The sequence below is a fragment of the Bacillus sp. X1(2014) genome, assembly GCF_007678255.1.
In genome coordinates, this window is the sequence record NZ_VEED01000008.1 from 227482 (window position 1) to 244081 (window position 16600).

19 protein-coding genes and 1 pseudogene are annotated in these 16600 nt (G+C 36.8%); 11 read left to right on the forward strand and 9 right to left on the reverse strand.

Features of this window, described 5'->3' with window-relative positions; all coding sequences use genetic code 11:
* The first annotated feature begins 53 nt into the window (after window positions 1-53).
* Window positions 54-1901 (forward strand): glycosyltransferase, encoded by a 1848-nt coding sequence (locus tag FS608_RS16730; protein ID WP_144553019.1) that lies wholly within the window; start codon window positions 54-56, stop codon window positions 1899-1901.
* A gap of 30 nt (window positions 1902-1931) precedes the next feature.
* A complete protein-coding gene (locus FS608_RS16735) occupies window positions 1932-2636 on the forward strand; it encodes a glycosyltransferase family 2 protein (protein WP_144553021.1) in 705 nt (234 codons plus the stop codon).
* Between the two features lie 72 nt (window positions 2637-2708).
* On the opposite strand, the gene FS608_RS16740 is transcribed toward FS608_RS16735, so the two are convergent.
* The 3 genes from FS608_RS16740 to FS608_RS16750 form a co-directional block, all read right to left on the reverse strand.
* On the reverse strand, window positions 2709-2897 hold the full coding sequence (locus FS608_RS16740) for a YfhD family protein (RefSeq protein WP_144553023.1): 189 nt from the start codon (window positions 2895-2897) through the stop codon (window positions 2709-2711).
* 118 nt (window positions 2898-3015) lie between these two features.
* Window positions 3016-3150 (reverse strand): YfhE family protein, encoded by a 135-nt coding sequence (locus tag FS608_RS16745; protein ID WP_081825373.1) that lies wholly within the window; start codon window positions 3148-3150, stop codon window positions 3016-3018.
* Between the two features lie 120 nt (window positions 3151-3270).
* Window positions 3271-4179, reverse strand: a complete 909-nt coding sequence (locus tag FS608_RS16750) for a TIGR01777 family oxidoreductase (RefSeq protein WP_144553025.1) — start codon at window positions 4177-4179, stop codon at window positions 3271-3273.
* A gap of 76 nt (window positions 4180-4255) precedes the next feature.
* Between FS608_RS16750 and recX the strand changes: the two genes are divergently transcribed.
* On the forward strand, window positions 4256-5071 hold the full coding sequence (gene recX, locus FS608_RS16755) for a recombination regulator RecX (protein ID WP_144553027.1): 816 nt from the start codon (window positions 4256-4258) through the stop codon (window positions 5069-5071).
* Window positions 5072-5078: 7 nt separating this feature from the next.
* On the opposite strand, the gene FS608_RS16760 is transcribed toward recX, so the two are convergent.
* Entirely contained in the window at window positions 5079-5756 is a 678-nt protein-coding gene (locus tag FS608_RS16760) for an SDR family NAD(P)-dependent oxidoreductase (protein WP_144553029.1), read from the reverse strand.
* An 86-nt stretch (window positions 5757-5842) separates the two neighbouring features.
* On the opposite strand from FS608_RS16760, the gene FS608_RS16765 reads away from it, so the two are divergent.
* Complete coding sequence (locus FS608_RS16765; protein WP_144553031.1) at window positions 5843-6160, forward strand: YfhH family protein; 318 nt, start codon at window positions 5843-5845, stop codon at window positions 6158-6160.
* 65 nt (window positions 6161-6225) lie between these two features.
* Here the strand turns inward: FS608_RS16765 and FS608_RS16770 are convergent, their stop codons facing one another.
* Entirely contained in the window at window positions 6226-6405 is a 180-nt protein-coding gene (locus FS608_RS16770; protein ID WP_186328776.1) for a small, acid-soluble spore protein K, read from the reverse strand.
* 123 nt (window positions 6406-6528) lie between these two features.
* On the opposite strand from FS608_RS16770, the gene FS608_RS16775 reads away from it, so the two are divergent.
* Complete coding sequence (locus FS608_RS16775) at window positions 6529-6798, forward strand: YfhJ family protein (protein WP_144553032.1); 270 nt, start codon at window positions 6529-6531, stop codon at window positions 6796-6798.
* A gap of 50 nt (window positions 6799-6848) precedes the next feature.
* Here the strand turns inward: FS608_RS16775 and FS608_RS16780 are convergent.
* Together FS608_RS16780 and FS608_RS16785 are read right to left on the reverse strand one after the other, a co-directional pair.
* A pseudogene (locus FS608_RS16780) lies at window positions 6849-8199 on the reverse strand (IS3 family transposase).
* A gap of 70 nt (window positions 8200-8269) precedes the next feature.
* On the reverse strand, window positions 8270-9250 hold the full coding sequence (locus tag FS608_RS16785; protein ID WP_144553034.1) for a metal-dependent hydrolase: 981 nt from the start codon (window positions 9248-9250) through the stop codon (window positions 8270-8272).
* A gap of 126 nt (window positions 9251-9376) precedes the next feature.
* On the opposite strand from FS608_RS16785, the gene mutY reads away from it, so the two are divergent.
* A complete protein-coding gene (gene mutY, locus FS608_RS16790) occupies window positions 9377-10477 on the forward strand; it encodes an A/G-specific adenine glycosylase (protein ID WP_144553036.1) in 1101 nt (366 codons plus the stop codon).
* A 215-nt stretch (window positions 10478-10692) separates the two neighbouring features.
* Here the strand turns inward: mutY and FS608_RS16795 are convergent, their stop codons facing one another.
* Window positions 10693-10917 carry a hypothetical protein gene (locus FS608_RS16795; RefSeq protein ID WP_144553038.1) on the reverse strand — a complete coding sequence of 75 codons (225 nt, stop codon included), beginning with the start codon at window positions 10915-10917 and terminating at the stop codon, window positions 10693-10695.
* A gap of 222 nt (window positions 10918-11139) precedes the next feature.
* On the opposite strand from FS608_RS16795, the gene fabL reads away from it, so the two are divergent.
* The 5 genes from fabL (at window position 11140) to FS608_RS16820 (ending at window position 15406) form a co-directional block, all read left to right on the forward strand.
* Window positions 11140-11889 carry an enoyl-[acyl-carrier-protein] reductase FabL gene (gene fabL / locus FS608_RS16800; RefSeq protein WP_026564350.1) on the forward strand — a complete coding sequence of 250 codons (750 nt, stop codon included), beginning with the start codon at window positions 11140-11142 and terminating at the stop codon, window positions 11887-11889.
* Window positions 11890-11963: 74 nt separating this feature from the next.
* Window positions 11964-12293, forward strand: a complete 330-nt coding sequence (locus tag FS608_RS16805) for a gamma-type small acid-soluble spore protein (protein ID WP_144553098.1) — start codon at window positions 11964-11966, stop codon at window positions 12291-12293.
* Between the two features lie 207 nt (window positions 12294-12500).
* A complete protein-coding gene (locus FS608_RS16810; protein ID WP_144553040.1) occupies window positions 12501-12758 on the forward strand; it encodes a YgaB family protein in 258 nt (85 codons plus the stop codon).
* 202 nt (window positions 12759-12960) lie between these two features.
* On the forward strand, window positions 12961-13491 hold the full coding sequence (gene ntdP / locus FS608_RS16815) for a nucleoside tri-diphosphate phosphatase (RefSeq protein ID WP_098576231.1): 531 nt from the start codon (window positions 12961-12963) through the stop codon (window positions 13489-13491).
* Window positions 13492-13639: 148 nt separating this feature from the next.
* A complete protein-coding gene (locus FS608_RS16820; protein WP_144553042.1) occupies window positions 13640-15406 on the forward strand; it encodes an ABC transporter ATP-binding protein in 1767 nt (588 codons plus the stop codon).
* 16 nt (window positions 15407-15422) lie between these two features.
* On the opposite strand, the gene FS608_RS16825 is transcribed toward FS608_RS16820, so the two are convergent.
* The gene (locus FS608_RS16825; protein ID WP_144553044.1) at window positions 15423-16496 is read right to left on the reverse strand and encodes an FUSC family protein; all 1074 of its coding nucleotides are present in this window, start codon (window positions 16494-16496) and stop codon (window positions 15423-15425) included.
* Window positions 16497-16600 lie beyond the last annotated feature (104 nt).

A 16600-nucleotide genomic window follows, 5' to 3' on the forward strand; every position in this document is an offset into this window, starting at 1 on the left:
AAAAGCAAACCAAATGGACTAGTTATTCATAAAGTAAATTGAAGAGGTGCGTCATGTTATGGAATAGCTTATATGGACGTTTATTAACGGATCTGAAAAATACATTTACCTATGAGTTTTGGGTATTACCTGAAAATGTTCATCATATCGATAAACAATCTCGGGATAATCCAGTTGATGGAACTGGAACGAATTTTATGATTGGTCCTGGACAGGGGATGTCCAATAATGATGCTGGGGTTAGTGTTTCAGTTGGACTAAATGGAATAACGGTTTATGAACATACTAACGAGTATATTTATGCGGTGTTAGTCTATGAAGCCAGCATTAATGATCTCATTCACATTGCTGTTGTCTATGATGAAAGAGAGCCGCAGCTATTCATTAATGGGAAGTTTGTAAAAAAAGGGGATAGAAGCCCTAAAAACTATGTCTATCCATCTGGGATGATTGGCGGGCAGCCAGGTCTATTCTTTAATGGTAATATATATGAAATTAGACTTTGGGATCATTCCCGCACAGAAAAAAATCTTAATAATTTTTTGAATAAAAAGCTTACTGGAAACGAGAAAGGGCTATACGGTCTTTGGCCAACTCCGACTGTAAATGAACAAGAAGCACAGAAGGTAAATGCAAAAACCAAAAAGTCCCCAAATAATAAGGACACAAGCTCCAACGAGAAACTAAATACAGAAACCCTAGTAAATAATAGCCAAGATATTGAAGTCAGTATTATTATTCCTTCCCTAAATAAATATCCACTCAATCTCCTGACTCTTTTCTCACTTGAATATCAAACATTCAATCCTTCAAAAATGGAAGTTATCTTTATAGATGATGCTTCAACTGACCTAACGGAAGAAAAGATAAAAGGCTATAAGCCTCCCTATCATTTCAAATATATACGTAATAAAAAGAACCTAGGAAGAGCGAAGGTTCGAAATTTAGGCATTCGTGCAGCAAGAGGGAGCACTCTAATTTTTCTTGATGCAGAAATGATAACAGAACCTGATTTTGTTGAAAAACATCATAAATTCCACCAATCAAAAAATAAGCATATTTTGTCAGGAGTAATGCATTCAAAAGTCATATATTCATGTATCTTCCCTGAATTTACTCAGGAGAAAATAAACAATATCGAAACTTTAGCGAAAAATAATCAGTTGCTTTATTCTAGGTTCAAAAACTTTAAAAATCCATCTAAACAACCGTACCCGTTGTTGGAAAAAAGCGATATTGCAAGAAAAGCTTTCAAGGATATAGGAGTTGTAACATACCCATGGTTCCAAACGATAACCGATAATTTTGCTGCTGACTTGGAAGGGTTTTCCTTTCCATGGATGGCATTTCTTACAGGGAATGTTTCCATTCAAAAAGAGTTTATTACTCAGGCAGGATTGTTCGATGAAGACTTTGTCCAGTACGGTTACGAAGATTGGGAACTAGGATATCGTTTATATAAAATGGGTGCCACATATATTGCTAGAAATGATTTGATCACGTATCATCAAGAACACCCTATAGGTGAAAGCAAATGGAAAGAGGCAATTAGCAACCTTGGACTGTTTATTTTAAAGCATCATGACATCGATGTTCTTATTCTCGGAGTAGAGATTTCAGGTCTTGCAGATTTATTAACAATGAGTAAGGTATTAAACGAATATAAATTACTCACTCAATCATATCCAGAGCAATTTCAAAAATTCCAAAAAAAATTCATGCACATTCTTGAAACAATTGTTCTTTTACTTCAAATCGACATCCGTCATATAAATATTCTAGGAGCGGCAGGCTTTGGCTCTGCAGACATTAATGAGTTTTATGAAGAAATTAATTCTATTAAAGCTCTTAAAAAGTTTACTAATTTAACTACCCTTTTAGATAAGGTCATGAATTCATAAAATAATTTTCAAAGTTAAAGGAGTGAGAGAGTGGTTTCCATTATTACTTGTACAATTAGGGAAGAGAATATCAATAATGTTTTTAAAAATTATAAACAGCAATCCTGGAAGAATAAAGAGTTGATCATTATCCTAAATAAGGATTCTATGAATATGGATAGATGGATTACTAAGGCTAGGGAATATCGTAATGTCCAGATATATCAACTACACGAAAATGCAACATTAGGTGACTGCTTAAATTTTGGGATTATGAAATCGAATTATGATATTATTGCAAAATTTGATGACGATGACTATTATGGGCCTGATTACATTAAAAGTTCGATGGCTGCTTTTAAAAATAAAGATGTTTCTATTATCGGAAAAAACTCTTTATATATCTATTTTAAAAATGAAAAAGCGCTAATCCATGTACCGGGTAATGAGAATTCAATCACAGACACTGTTGCTGGAGCGACATTAATGTTTAGAAAAGATGTCTGTCAACAAGTTCCATTTGAAAAAGTAAATCGAGCTGAGGATTTCTTTTTCATTGAACAATGTAAGGAGAAGGGGTTTAAGGTCTATTCAACTGACCGCTTTCATTTTGCGGTTATCAGAAATGATGCCGATAAACATACGTGGAAGATTTCCGATGAGGAACTAATGGAATGGGGAGAAATAATCGCCTATACAGATGATTTCCAAACCATTGTGTCAAAAAATAATGAGGACTTGCAGAACTCGATATAAAGCTTTTTCCCTTTAATCATCAAAAAAGAAGCAGGATGACCTGCTTCTTTTTTGATTCACCTACAAAAGCATTTATTTATTTCTATTGGATTGTACACGCTGATTCGCTGCGTTGGCACGTGCTAGTGCCTCAAGGTCTGCATGGTCCGCAAATTCTGCAGAATATTCGACGTCATTTCCATCTGTTATTTTTAGGTTCTTAGGTGTTTGTGGAAGTGAACTTTTGTTACTATTTCCAGTTCCATTATGCATACGGCCCATTACTAAAAACCCCTTTCATAGTTAACATCCAAGAAGCAAAATTGCTTCCTTTACTATGATGTACAACTTATAAGGGAACCATGAATGGAAAATACTTCAGCAGAAACCATTTCGATCACTATAGTCTCGTTTTCTTGTCGTGAAACCCGCCAGCACGATCTGCCATTTTAAATTCTCTTTGATAAGATACCTCTTGCATACTCGTTAGAGAGTATTTTCCACGATCCTTATCCTTTTTCTTTTTTTCCGCCATTTTGCTCATTCCTTTCAACAGTTTTTTTAGTTAATCGTCATCAAGCTATGTGGTAAAAAATAGAAGCACTTTATGTACTTATTTCCATTTTTACCTTTTAAGAAAAGAATGATACGGTTTTTAAGAAAATATATTTTTTAATGCTAATTTTAGATTTGAATACTTAAATTGATAACCATTTTCTAAAAGCTTTTCAGGTAATACTTTTTGCCCTTCAACAACCAATGTACTCATTTCACCAAGAAGCAGTTGAAGGGCAAAGCTTGGTACAGGCAGCCAGTGCGGACGGTGTAGTACACTAGAAAGTGTTTTCCCAAATTCATTCATTCTTACCGGGTTCGGTGCGGTAAAATTAACCGGCCCATTAATATGTTCATTATTGATAATAAAGGATATACCCTTAACCACATCATCAATGTGAATCCAAGACATCCACTGTCTTCCATTTCCAAGGGGCCCACCAATAAATGATTTATAAGGAAAAGCTATTTTAGGAAGAGCACCTTCCTGCTTATCAAGGATGATTCCAAACCTGCAAAAAACGGTGCGTAACTCTGGTTGGGAGGCTTTACTCACTTCATTTTCCCATTGCTGCACTGTTTTGGACAAAAAATCATTCCCGAACCCATGGTTTTCTTTTTCTGTAAAGATTTTCTCAAAAGATGTTCCATAAATACCTATGGCGCTTGCATTAATCAGTGCCCTTGGTTTAGTGCTTAATTTAGAAATGATGTCTAGAAGAGCATTAACAGCTTTTAAACGACTGGTTAAGATCTTTTCTTTTCGTTGTTGTGTCCAACGCCCGCCATTGATCGATTCGCCAGCGAGATTAATAAAAATATCGGTTCCCTCAAGTTCTTGTATGGGGCTAGAACTTTCACTTAGCCATTGAACGTAACGAATTCGATTGGTTCCAATTGTGTTTATTCCGCTTCTAGTTAAAATAATTACCTCATGATTGTTTTCCAATAATTCGTCCATGAGCGTTTTCCCGACAAATCCGGTTCCACCAGCAATGGTAATTTTCAATTTTTCCGCCCCCTTAATACGTTTATCTTACAATATTTTATGAGGATTATGGTAAAGTAATGTTGAGGTGAATGACATGGCTATTATTACAAAGATCACCACTCAGCAAAAAAATCAGGACCGCTTTAATATTTTTATGGATTACGGCAAGGGGAAGGGGGAAGAATTCGCCTTCAGTGTCGATAGTGATGTTTTAATCAAATTTCAATTAAAAAAAGGAATGGAACTTGACGATTTTTCCTTTATGGAAATTCAGTATCAAGATGACATACGTAAAGCATACAACAAAGCCATCCATTATTTATCTAGAAGGATGAGGTCGGAAAAAGAAATCAGGGATTACCTTTTTTCAAAGGAAATAGAAGAACCTATTATTAATGAAATTATCCATAAACTATCCGTTTTGAAATACATAAACGATGAGGAATTTGCATTGGCTTATGTAAGAACCCAAGCAAATACCACTGACAAAGGTCCAACGATCATCAAAATGGAACTGAAGGAAAAAGGAATAGATGAAGGCACACTCATGCTTGCTTTAGAGGAATATCCCTTAGAACAGCAGATTGAAAAAGCCACCAAAATAAGTGGAAAGTTTTATGAAAAGAATACGAAGGAATCATTAAAAATTCAAAAACAAAAGCTAGAAAATTTATTGCTTAGAAAAGGATATTCTTATGAAGTTACTCATATCGCTGTTAATGAAGCTTCAATAAACACCGAAGCTGATGAGGATATGGAGGCAATCAGATTTCAAGGTGAAAAGGCACTTCGAAAATATAGTAAGTTCAGCGGGTTTGAATTTCAACAAAAGATGAAGCAAGCCTTGTACAGAAAAGGGTTCCCAATGGAGCTAATTGAAACATATCTAGCAGAAGTTGAAAAATCATGACCAAAAGTCATGATTTTTTACCTTCAATAATAATCGTATCTTGGTCAATTTGTTCCATAATTATTTCTGCAACTTCACTTGGTGTACGGAAACGGGAAGGGTCTTTGACATGGTCGCTATGATCCCAAAATGGGGTATCCATTCCGCCCATATAAACCGCATTTATTTTAATGCTGTGATCTTCATATTCCTTTTGCAAACTTTCGGTAAACCCTCTAACCGCAAATTTACTGGCTGCATAGACGGCTTCATTCACTTTTCCACGCAAACCTGCTGTTGAAATAATATTCATAATTCGCCCATCAGGTGTTTTAAGAATATGAGGTAATATTGCTTTTGTCATAAATAGAGTCCCGAGAATATTTGTATTAATCATTTCGGAAATTTGCCGGTCATCTATATCAACAAAGGGACCGAAATGCCCAACACCTGCATTGTTGACTAATCCGCAAATTGTATATGTATGGCTTATTTCTTCTACTTTTTTTGATACATCATCCGCGTTTTGAATATCTATTGGCAGGATATCTGCCTTTCCCCCATCAGCTATAATTTCATCTCTAACCGATGTTAATTTTTCAATCGTCCTCCCAGTAAGAAGTAATTGATAACCTTTCTGTGAAAAGAGGTGTGCCAATTCTTTTCCTAAACCGGAACCAGCCCCAGTAATAATGATTGTTTTCATAAAAAATATTCTCCTTCATTAATATCTTTATTAATTATATAAAAATTACTATACTAAAATAAAGGGATAAGGGGTGTGGATTAACTATGCAACAGGATAAACGCTATAGTACAATGACAGAACATGAGTTACGACAGGAAATTGGCAGCCTTCAAGAACAAGCCAGAAAAGCCGAACAAATGGGGATGGTGAGTGAGTTTGCCGTCCTGGAACGAAAGGTACAAATGGCAAAAGCATACCTAATGGACCCGAATGAGTTTAAACCAGGTGAGCTTTATGAATTAGAAGGAAACCCAGGCCAATTTTTTAAAATTGACTATTTAAACGGTGTGTTTGCTTGGGGGTATCGCCTCAGAGGTGACGGTCATGAAGAGGCATTACCAATCTCCCTGTTAAAAAAGTAATAATAAAAAGGACAAACCAGAGAGTAACCCACCCTCTGGCTTGTCTTATGTTTACGACCTAAAAACTATTTATAAACTTGTGGCGACTCATCGTCGCGCTCCCCAGATGCACGCATTCGCTCTTGTGGATGGGTATTAATCGTGCCATCCGCTCTTTTTGATGCATACTCTGCTTTAGCCCGTGGTTCTCCCTCGAATTTATTGTTATTTTGATTTGGGAATCCAGTTTCTTTATTTCTCATGATATACCTCCAAAATGGAATGAGAGCACGTGAAAAGCAAGGCATTCTTAATGCTTACCACGTAACATTAGTATCTGCGTTATTAATTTAGGTTATGTTAAAAGAAATTGGCAATGAGGTGTGAACATGAACAATTACCATGATGAATTAGCAAATCTGCTATTAAGTAAAAATAACCAACTAAGTTATAATCAAGCAAGAACATGGGTTGAACTTCTTTGGGAAGATTTTGAAACCACCTACGCAAAGGCAGGCAGAGAATATAAGGGCAGTGACATGACAGAGAGAATTGTCAAGCAATGGATTGAAAACTATGGGGAAAGGCTGCACGAATTTGTGGCAACCAACCCAAAATACAAGGACTTTTTAAAGCAGGAAAAAAATAGCATAAACTAAAAAAAGCGAGTGACATTTTGATCTGACCCAATAAAGTTAGACAAAAAAGTTTATGCAGCTTCCAAGACCTGAGTCCGGTATTCGATTGGACTTAGGTCTTTTAGTTTTTCCTTCATTCGTTTGTGATTGTAATAGTAAATATAGTCGGCTAATTCCTGTTCAAAATGCTCAATACTGTCAAATTTCTGTAGATATAGAAGTTCAGACTTTAATAAGCCAAAGAAATTTTCCATGACTGCATTATCCAAACAGTTACCCTTTCGGGACATACTCTGTGTAATTTGGTGCTGTTCCAATGTTTTTTGATACTGTTTCATTTGATAATGCCAACCTTGATCTGAATGAAGAGTTACTTGGTCTCCCGGCTGAAGACGTTCAATCGCATGGTCTAACATATCACCCACCAATTTGTAAACAGGACGTTTCATGACGGTATACGCTATTATTTCGCCATTACACAAATCAAGTACTGGAGAAAGGTAACGTTTTTCACCGAACAGGTGGAATTCTGTGACGTCAGTTACCCATTTTTGATTCATTTTCTCGGCAGAGAAATCGCGATTTAAAACGTTCGGAGCGATTTTGCCTACATTTCCTTTATAAGAACGGTACTTCTTCATGCGTACCATGCATTTTAAACCGATTTCATTCATTAACCGATTAATGGTTTTTGGATCGTGCTGGAAACCTCTTTTTGCTAGCTCTTTCGTGATACGACGATACCCATAACGCCCTCTATGTTCATGAAAGATCTCGTGGATAGCTCCTTTTACTTTCTCATATTTATCTGGTTGAGTTAACCGTTTTTCCCAATAATAATACGTGCTTCGTGGAATGTCAGCGACTTCAACTAAATCCACAACCTCATACTCATCCTTTAGTTCGAAAATTTCTTGCGCTTTGATTTTGTTTGTAATTTTTCCTGGTTTGAACTAAAGCATTCAACTTTTTTAAGTAGGCATTCTCCATTCGTAAACGTTCGTTTTCTTCCTGTAAGGCTTCTAATGATCTTTCTACTGGTTGAGGAGATTTCTTTGACTCTCTTTTCATGGATGGACGCCCCTTTTTCTTTGGTTGTAGGGCATCAATTCCTCCAGTTTCAAAAGCATTTCGCCAGTTTCGAATCATTCCTGGTGAGGAAATATTGAAAATAGCAGCTGTGTCTGTAGAAGATGTACCCGTTTCGTTCATATATTTAAGTACATCTAGTTTATATTCTAAAGAATAATTTGTATATCTTTTAATAAATGCTTCTTAACCGAATTGTTCATAAAGCCTAACCCATCCACTTAAAATAGAGGGACTAACTTTTACTTCTCCTGCGATCTTTTCAATGCTTTCATTTCCTTCTATGTATCTTAATAGAACTTGAATCTTTTCTTCCGATATAAATTTGGCCATAAAAACACCCCGTAAATGTTAGTTTAGTGTCTAACATTTACGGGGCAGTTCAATTTCGTCACCGCTTTTTTTAACTTGGAATGATGCTTAACTTTTTCCGTAATTTCTTTTCGCTAAAAACCCATCCAGTATATGAACTAATCGGTTTCAAGTCACAATCTAATTGAACGACAGCCACAAACGGATAATGGCCATTGCTCCGGTAACGTAAATCAATAAAGCGAACTTCGAAAAAATCAGTGTATTCATCTACTTCCCAGCGATAGACTGGCGAAAAGGATAAGAAGGCAGAAAGATTTTTATCCTTCTTTGCCGCCTCAATTACAGGAGTCTTGGGAACGGGTATGCGGTTAAAATAATCTAAGATCTCGACTTCATTATCTACTGCTTTTCCTACAAAAAACTGTTTTTCGTTCATGGCAGCAATTCGCCATTGATGAAACCTCATTGTTGGTGCGATAATTATTTCTGTTGCATCTGGTATTTTTTTTCTTATCTCAGCCATAACACGATGTTTTGCCTTAAAGCGCATGAGATAATATCCGACAATTATGGCATACATGACCAAGAAGGTATAGCCGGGATCTGCCCCTAATACCCAAATAATAATTCCAAGTATATGAATTCCAAAGATAATTGGATCAAAGGTATTGATGACGCCTAGGGCGACCCATTTTGAAGAGAATGGTCTTAGAGCTTGTGTTCCGTATGCATTAAATATATCAACAAATACATGAATAAAGACCGCTGCAAATGTCCAAGCCCATAAATGATATAGATTTGCACCAGTGAAAAACGGATAAATAACGGCTGTTAAGAGAAGCGGCCACAAAATCACAGCTGGAATGGAATGGGTAACGCCTCGATGATTGCGAATGTAAATGGCATTATTCTTTAACTTTAAAACCGTATCAATATCAGGTATTTGCGATCCTGCAATTGTAGCAATTAAGACACTAGTCGTGGTAGCATGGCTGCTAGCGACAACAGGGTCAAGAGTTGCTAAACCACCTAGAGCAATTCCCATGACAACGTGTGTTCCTGTATCCAAAAGGAAATCCTCCTTCAAATATAATTCTTGTCAAACATGCTCAATTAATTTATCGTAAAACAAATACATTACTTATTATAATGCCTTTTTTCACGCAGTTTAACTACATCTGGAGGAACAAAAGTTATGATTATTGAACTAAAGAATATAGAAAAAATCAACAAATCTGCTTTTCAAACAGATTTAATTAACTGGTTTAAATATGAACAACGTGACCTGCCTTGGAGAAAAGACCAAGACCCATATAAAATATGGGTTTCAGAAATTATGCTGCAGCAAACAAGAGTGGATACGGTTATTCCCTATTTTAATCGTTTTATTGAGTGGTTTCCTACTATTGAAGACCTAGCGGGAGCTGAGGAAGATAAGGTTTTGAAAGCATGGGAAGGACTCGGATATTATTCTAGGGTAAGAAACTTACAATCAGCAGTTAAGGAAGTATATGAGAAGTATAGCGGAATTGTACCAAATAGTCCTGAGGAAATCGCTGGGCTAAAAGGAGTTGGGCCTTATACGGCAGGAGCCATATTAAGTATCGCTTATGGAATCCCTGAACCCGCTGTGGATGGAAACGTAATGAGGGTATTTTCAAGGATTCTTTCAATTTGGGAAGATATTGCAAAATCATCGTCACGAAAAATATTTGAAAAGGCAGTTCGTGAATTAATTTCTCATGATGACCCATCCTCCTTTAATCAAGCTTTAATGGAATTGGGAGCATTAATTTGTACACCAACCTCTCCATCATGTTTATTATGCCCTGTTAGGGAACATTGCCAAGGGTTTGAGGATGGTGTTCAAAATGAACTTCCGATCAAGACTAAAAAAAATAAGACTAGAAATGTTCAACTTGCTGCAGCTGTCCTTTTAGATGGGAATGGAAAGGTATTAATCCACAAGCGGCCGGCAACAGGTTTGCTCGCAAATTTATGGGAGTTCCCTAATGTTGAAATTCATCATCCCTTACAAAATGATCGGGAGCAGACTATAGATTTATTTGAGCATACCCTAAATATAAAAGTAAAACTAGAAAAAATTATTGGGCAGCTCGAACATGTTTTTTCTCATTTGGTGTGGAATATTAATGTCTATACAGGTACCTTCCAATCTGATTTTCAGGAAAGTGACGAGTGGAAGTTTGTTTCAATAGAAGAAATGAAAGAATTTGCTTTCCCTGTTTCCTACCAAAAAATGCTTAAGCTTTATCAAGAACGCCAAAAGGAATGAACGCCGCAAAAGCTGCGGCGTTTTTTAAAATGGTAAGAAAGTATAAATTTTTGAACTTAGATTACTGTCTAGCTCCAGCGCCCTAGCGGCTAGTGTCCTTCGCTCTCCGCCCTACGATAAGTCAACATCGAATCACCTCCGGCTCTTCGTGTTTCCTTTATCTCGGTTGGAGCGCTCCAGGCCATACGCCGCTGACCAGGGCGCTTGCGCTTTTCTTAATCGTATACTGTTTTCGTACCATGGGTATAATCTGCCTCTTGTCTCTTAATGCCTCCTCGGCTTTCGATTTCCTCAATAATTTCACGATGGATCGTTTGTCCCTCACTATTTAAATAGGGGGCAATTTGCTGCAAAGAATGGTGGAAAAATGCAAGTTCACTGCTTTTCCAATCCGATTTCGACATCATCGACAGTTCGGTCATATCACGTCCTACATACATTAGCATTTCTTCCTTTCCAAGGTTATTTACTCTTATTGTTTAATATTAATTGTCTTCTATTCGTGGAAAAGATAAAATAAATTGAAAAGCGCAGGCGCCCGTTTAGCGGCGTATGGGCTGAGCCCTTTGACTTATCGTAGGGAAAAGAGCGAAGTCCACTAGCCGTTGGGCCATGTAGCTAGACATTGATCAAATATATATAACATAGAAGGGAATAGTTGGATGACTCAAAAAGTAGCACTCATCACTGGAAGCAGCAGGGGTATCGGAAAGGCGACTGCTCTTCGATTAGCTGAAGCAGGATATGATATTGTCATTAATTATGCTAGAAGTAAAAAATCAGCTCTAGAGACAGCGGAGCAAATAGAGGCACTAGGCAGAAAAGTACTAGTTGTTAAAGCAAATGTTGGCGATGTAGCGAAAATAAAAGATATGTTTACCCAAATAGATGCAGAATTCGGCCGTCTAGATGTGTTTGTAAATAATGCTGCCTCAGGCGTACAACGACCAGTAATGGAACTTGAAGAAAATCACTGGGATTGGACTTTAAATATTAATAGTAAAGCCTTGCTGTTTTGTGCCCAAGAAGCAGCCAAACTAATGGAACGAACTGGCGGCGGGAAAATTGTCAGCATTAGTTCTCTTGGTTCGATCCGATATTTAGAAAATTACACGGTCGTTGGCGTTTCCAAGGCGGCTTTAGAAGCACTAACTAGATATTTGGCGGTTGAATTAGCCCCTAAAAATATCGTCGTTAATGCAGTTTCAGGTGGCGCAGTTGATACGGAAGCATTAAAGCATTTTCCAAATCGTGAAGAACTGCTTCAAGAGGCCAAAGAAAAAACTCCTGCAGGACGAATGGTAGAAATTGAGGATATGGTAAATTGTGTTATGTTCCTATTATCAGATGAATCAAGCATGATCAGGGGACAGACCATCATTATTGATGGTGGAATTTCATTGCTCGTTTAATTATTTTTAAATAATATTTTTTGCGGATAATCTCCACGAAGCATGGATACATTATATTCGTGGAGGTGATTAACATGGCTAAATTCAATCAACAGCCAAACAAAACTTCAGCTGGAACTAACATCCAGGAAGTAAGACAACAAAACGCTCAATCGCAATCTGGATCTCAAGGTTCATTTGGAACTGAATTTGCTAGCGAGACAAATGCTGCTGAAGTAAGAGCTCAAAATGCTAGTTCTGCTGCTGGTACTGCAGGTACTGCAGGTGCTGCAAGCTCTTCAGCTGCTGCTGGCTCATTCGGAACTGAATTTGCGAGTGAAACGAATGCTGCTGAAGTAAGACAACAAAATCAACAATCTCAAGCACGTAAAAACCAAGGCAATGGCCAATTTGGTCAAAGCTAATAATACTTAACAAAAGAAGACACTCTAGATTCGAATAGAGTGTCTTTCTTTCTGTGTCATTGTACTTGGTTAACTGTCTAGCTCCAGCGCCTAGGGCTCGGGTCATAATTTCGACAAAACTTCTCTAATGTCTACATAAATTTTCAAAGGAGAATACGACTTGTTCAAGAATACATATTAGGAACAAATAAGAAGGCGGTGAGGGAAATGGATCATTTTAACAGATTAGTTTCCGAACAATTGGTGACGATGGATAAATTATTATATCTACAAGGAGAACTTGAGCGTTGTCAACAAATCGAAGTGGAGCTTCAGACATTACAGAAGTCGACGGATCTTGAAAGTATACAATCAGAGATTCGGCTGATGAAAGATGAGTTAAAAGAGATCCAGTCCATTTTTGAAAAGCAGACAGAAGAAGTAATCAATTCCTATCGGGAAATGAACTTAACAGCTTCCTTTTAGGTGGAAAATCAAAGAATCTCCTTTAAAAATTCGCAAATTTTTACAAAGAGCCATCGAAATATGGCTCTTTTGTTTTAAAATCTGTTCTCAACCGTTATAATAATAATAAATAGGAATTGTACTTTGTTACCTTTTGTCATTATTTATCTAACGGTTTCAAATAGGGTTACAAAGCGTTCAGGAATGAAGGTAGGGGAGAAACATGGGCGTACCCATCGAAGGTGAACCAATGCAAATACATAGCTATAAGCACAATGGGCACATCCATCGCGTCTGGGAAGAAACAACTGTTTTAAAAGGGACACAGAATTTGGTTATTGGAGGCAATGACCGAACACTAGTGACAGAATCAGATGGCAGAACGTGGATAACCAGAGAACCAGCCATTTGTTATTTCCATTCACAATATTGGTTTAACGTAATTGGTATGATTCGTGAGGATGGTATCTATTACTACTGTAATATCAGTTCCCCTTTTATTTTTGATGGCGAAGCACTAAAGTATATTGATTATGACCTAGATATTAAGGTGTTTCCAGATATGACTTTTAATTTACTAGACGAAGATGAGTATGAACGTCATCGCCGTGAAATGAATTACCCAGATCCAATTGATCAAATTCTAAAAAGGAATGTTGAAAAACTGATTCAATGGATTCGGCAACGGAATGGCCCATTTGCACCAGATTTTATTGATATTTGGTATGAACGTTATTTAACATACAGACGTTAGATGGGTTAGGAAGATATTACGCGCCTGTTGATGGATTCAACAGGTTTTTATGTGCTTTTGTGGAAAGAAAATAAACTGTGTAATTTTATTATTGTAAGAAACTAATTTTATCAATAGCTTTTTATTATTTTTTGAAAGGAGGGCTATTTTGAGCAGTATTCTAAGGTATTTGCAATTTGTAAAACCGTATCGGCTTCAGGTGATAGGGACAATCATTATTGGGGTAATTAAATTTTCAATTCCGCTAATGATCCCACTATTGATTAAATATGTTGTTGATGACATTGTGGGTAGTCATACTCTATCTCATGATGAGAAGATTGAAAAACTCTTGTTTATTATGGTTATCATGCTTGTTGTTTTTGTCATCCTGCGACCGCCGATTGAATATTACCGTCAATATTTTGCCCAGTGGACTTCAAGCAAAATTCTTTATGATATTCGTGATTCGATGTATACCCACATTCAAAAGTTAAGTTTTAAATATTTTTCAAATAATCGAGCAGGGGAAATAATCTCACGTGTCATTAATGATGTTGAACAAACGAAGACGTTTGTCATTTCCGGATTAATGAATCTTTGGCTGGATATTGCCACAATAATTATTGCCATTATTCTTATGTTTTCAATGAGTGTTAAGCTGACGTTCGTATCGATAGTGTTATTTCCGCTATACGCCTTTTCAATTAGATATTTTTTTGGGAATCTCCGGAAGTTGACTCGGCAACGTTCACAAGCACTTGCCGAGGTTCAAAGCTATTTACATGAGCGTGTTCAAGGTATGCCTGTAATTAAAAGCTTTGCGATAGAAGATTTTGAACAGGGTCAATTTGATAAGCAAAATAGAAATTTCTTGGAAAAGGCCTTGCAGCATACTAGCTGGAATGCAAAGGCATTTTCTGCAGTTAATACCATTACAGACATAGCCCCATTAATTGTAATTGGCTATTCTGCTTATCTTGTTATTCAGGACCAGCTATCCTTAGGGACGATGGTTGCATTTTTTGCCTATATTGATAAGCTCTATAATCCATTGCGAAGATTGGTTAATTCCTCTACAACAATCACTCAATCATTTGCATCAATGGACAGGGTATTTGAATTTTTAGATGAGAAGTATGATATTGTTGATGCCCCAGATGCACAAGTTTGTAATCAAGTACATGGTGATATTTCATTTGAGAATGTGTCTTTTAGCTACGAAGCAAACGAAGAGACGGTTTTGAAAGATATAACTCTGCATGTAAAAAAGGGAGAAACAATTGCTCTTGTAGGGATGAGCGGCGGAGGGAAGTCGACCCTTGTTAGTTTGATTCCCCGTTTTTATGATGTGACAAAGGGGAGAATCACATTAGACGGGATAGATATCAGAAACTTTAAGGTTCAATCTTTACGGGACAAAATTGGTGTGGTTTTTCAGGATAATCTCTTGTTTAGTGAATCGGTAATGGATAATATCTTATTAGCGAAGCCAGATGCATCTGCAGAGGAAGTATACACGGCTGCAAAAGCCGCTAATGCCGATGAGTTTATCTTGAACCTATCTGAAGGGTACAATACCAAGGTCGGCGAAAGAGGTGTTAAGCTTTCAGGAGGACAGAAACAACGAGTTGCGATTGCTCGCGTCTTCTTAAAAAATCCTCCTATCTTAATACTTGATGAGGCAACATCAGCTCTGGATTTGGAGAGTGAGCATGCAATACAAGAATCACTAGAAGCGTTAGCTAAGGACAGAACCACCTTTATCGTTGCTCACCGATTGTCAACCATTACACATGCCAATCGAATTGTACTGATTGAACATGGTCAAATTGTAGAAATAGGGACACATGACGAGCTAATGGCGAAACAAGGTAATTATTACAAACTTTTCCAAGTCCAACAATTAGAACAAAAAGAAACCGAAGCAGAATAAATGCTTCGGTTTCTTTTTATATAATATCTTCCTCAATTGATACTTCATTATGATGGTACGAATGAAAACTTGTAATTAAGGTATCTAAGTGTTCAACCTGTTCACCATAATCGATAATCGAAGCAATGATTTGCATTGTATGATATCGATGCGGGTGGTCGTGATCAGTAAATTCTTGCTGGTGGAGTAAAAACAAATCAAATAATTGCTTTTTATTTAAGCAAACATTGTTTTCAGAAACAGTGTGAGGGGTTGGAATTTTCCCAATGAATCTAAGCATTAGTTGTTCATGATGGTAAATGAGACAATCCAATTGTTCCTGAATGGCTTGTTGAAATGACTCTGGAAGATGTAGTAATTCATTCTCAAAACGATGAAGCCGTTTTAATGTATCAAGTGCCTTTTTGGCGACTGAGTGCATTTGTCTATAAATAACAAGCTTACGTGATTTTTCTAAGCTTTTTTTCTTAAAATAGCTGCGTTCTTCTTTATACATCGTATAAAACAGACCCATTTGAATAATATTGTCTTTTAATTTAACAATATCTGTTTTTAGAAGATTATGATCAAAGTCATGACGTGTACTTAACCGAATCCATCTAATGATTTCTTCAGTTGTGCTCGTCATTTTGAAGTAAAGCTTGTTTTCATACCTTGGCGGCATAAATACTAGATTGACTAAAAAAGCAGAAAATACCCCAATCATAATGGTAGAAAAGCGGATTCCAGCAAAGGGGATGAAGTTACCTCCAGGGGTTTCCATTATCGAAATTAAAGTAACAAGCGATAATCCAATTGTATTTTCGAGTTTAAGCTTTAAATTAATGGCAATGACAATAATAGCTGCTAATCCAATGACAATAATGTGATTTCCTAAGAGAAGGACAAAAATAACTGCAAGCAATGCTCCAATAAGATTTCCTTGAATTTGTTCAATAATCGTTAAATAGGAACGATAAATGGTTGGTTGAATCGCAAATATGGCGGCAATGCCAGCGAATACCGGAGAGGGAGAGTGTAACAACTGACCCAAGTAAAGTGAGAGTACAATAGCAATTCCCGTTTTTAAAATGCGGGCACCTAACTTCATTCTAAATAGTTTCCTTTCAAAAGGTTTTCTTAAGCAAATTTTTACTATACATGGATTACCCTATATTATCAAGAGATATCATATGAATTTTTTTGATTATTGTT

What these genes read in the sequence shown, in the direction of transcription:
- FS608_RS16730 (WP_144553019.1), top strand. Translation starts at nt 54, where the DNA reads ATGTTATGGAATAGCTTATATGGACGTTTATTAACGGATCTGAAAAAT.
- FS608_RS16740 (WP_144553023.1), bottom strand. Translation starts at nt 2,897, where the DNA reads ATGGGCCGTATGCATAATGGAACTGGAAATAGTAACAAAAGTTCACTT.
- FS608_RS16745 (WP_081825373.1), bottom strand. Translation starts at nt 3,150, where the DNA reads ATGGCGGAAAAAAAGAAAAAGGATAAGGATCGTGGAAAATACTCTCTA.
- recX (WP_144553027.1), top strand. Translation starts at nt 4,256, where the DNA reads ATGGCTATTATTACAAAGATCACCACTCAGCAAAAAAATCAGGACCGC.
- FS608_RS16760 (WP_144553029.1), bottom strand. Translation starts at nt 5,756, where the DNA reads ATGAAAACAATCATTATTACTGGGGCTGGTTCCGGTTTAGGAAAAGAA.
- FS608_RS16765 (WP_144553031.1), top strand. Translation starts at nt 5,843, where the DNA reads ATGCAACAGGATAAACGCTATAGTACAATGACAGAACATGAGTTACGA.
- FS608_RS16775 (WP_144553032.1), top strand. Translation starts at nt 6,529, where the DNA reads ATGAACAATTACCATGATGAATTAGCAAATCTGCTATTAAGTAAAAAT.
- mutY (WP_144553036.1), top strand. Translation starts at nt 9,377, where the DNA reads ATGATTATTGAACTAAAGAATATAGAAAAAATCAACAAATCTGCTTTT.
- FS608_RS16795 (WP_144553038.1), bottom strand. Translation starts at nt 10,917, where the DNA reads ATGTATGTAGGACGTGATATGACCGAACTGTCGATGATGTCGAAATCG.
- fabL (WP_026564350.1), top strand. Translation starts at nt 11,140, where the DNA reads ATGACTCAAAAAGTAGCACTCATCACTGGAAGCAGCAGGGGTATCGGA.
- FS608_RS16805 (WP_144553098.1), top strand. Translation starts at nt 11,964, where the DNA reads ATGGCTAAATTCAATCAACAGCCAAACAAAACTTCAGCTGGAACTAAC.
- FS608_RS16810 (WP_144553040.1), top strand. Translation starts at nt 12,501, where the DNA reads ATGGATCATTTTAACAGATTAGTTTCCGAACAATTGGTGACGATGGAT.
- ntdP (WP_098576231.1), top strand. Translation starts at nt 12,961, where the DNA reads ATGGGCGTACCCATCGAAGGTGAACCAATGCAAATACATAGCTATAAG.
- FS608_RS16825 (WP_144553044.1), bottom strand. Translation starts at nt 16,496, where the DNA reads ATGAAGTTAGGTGCCCGCATTTTAAAAACGGGAATTGCTATTGTACTC.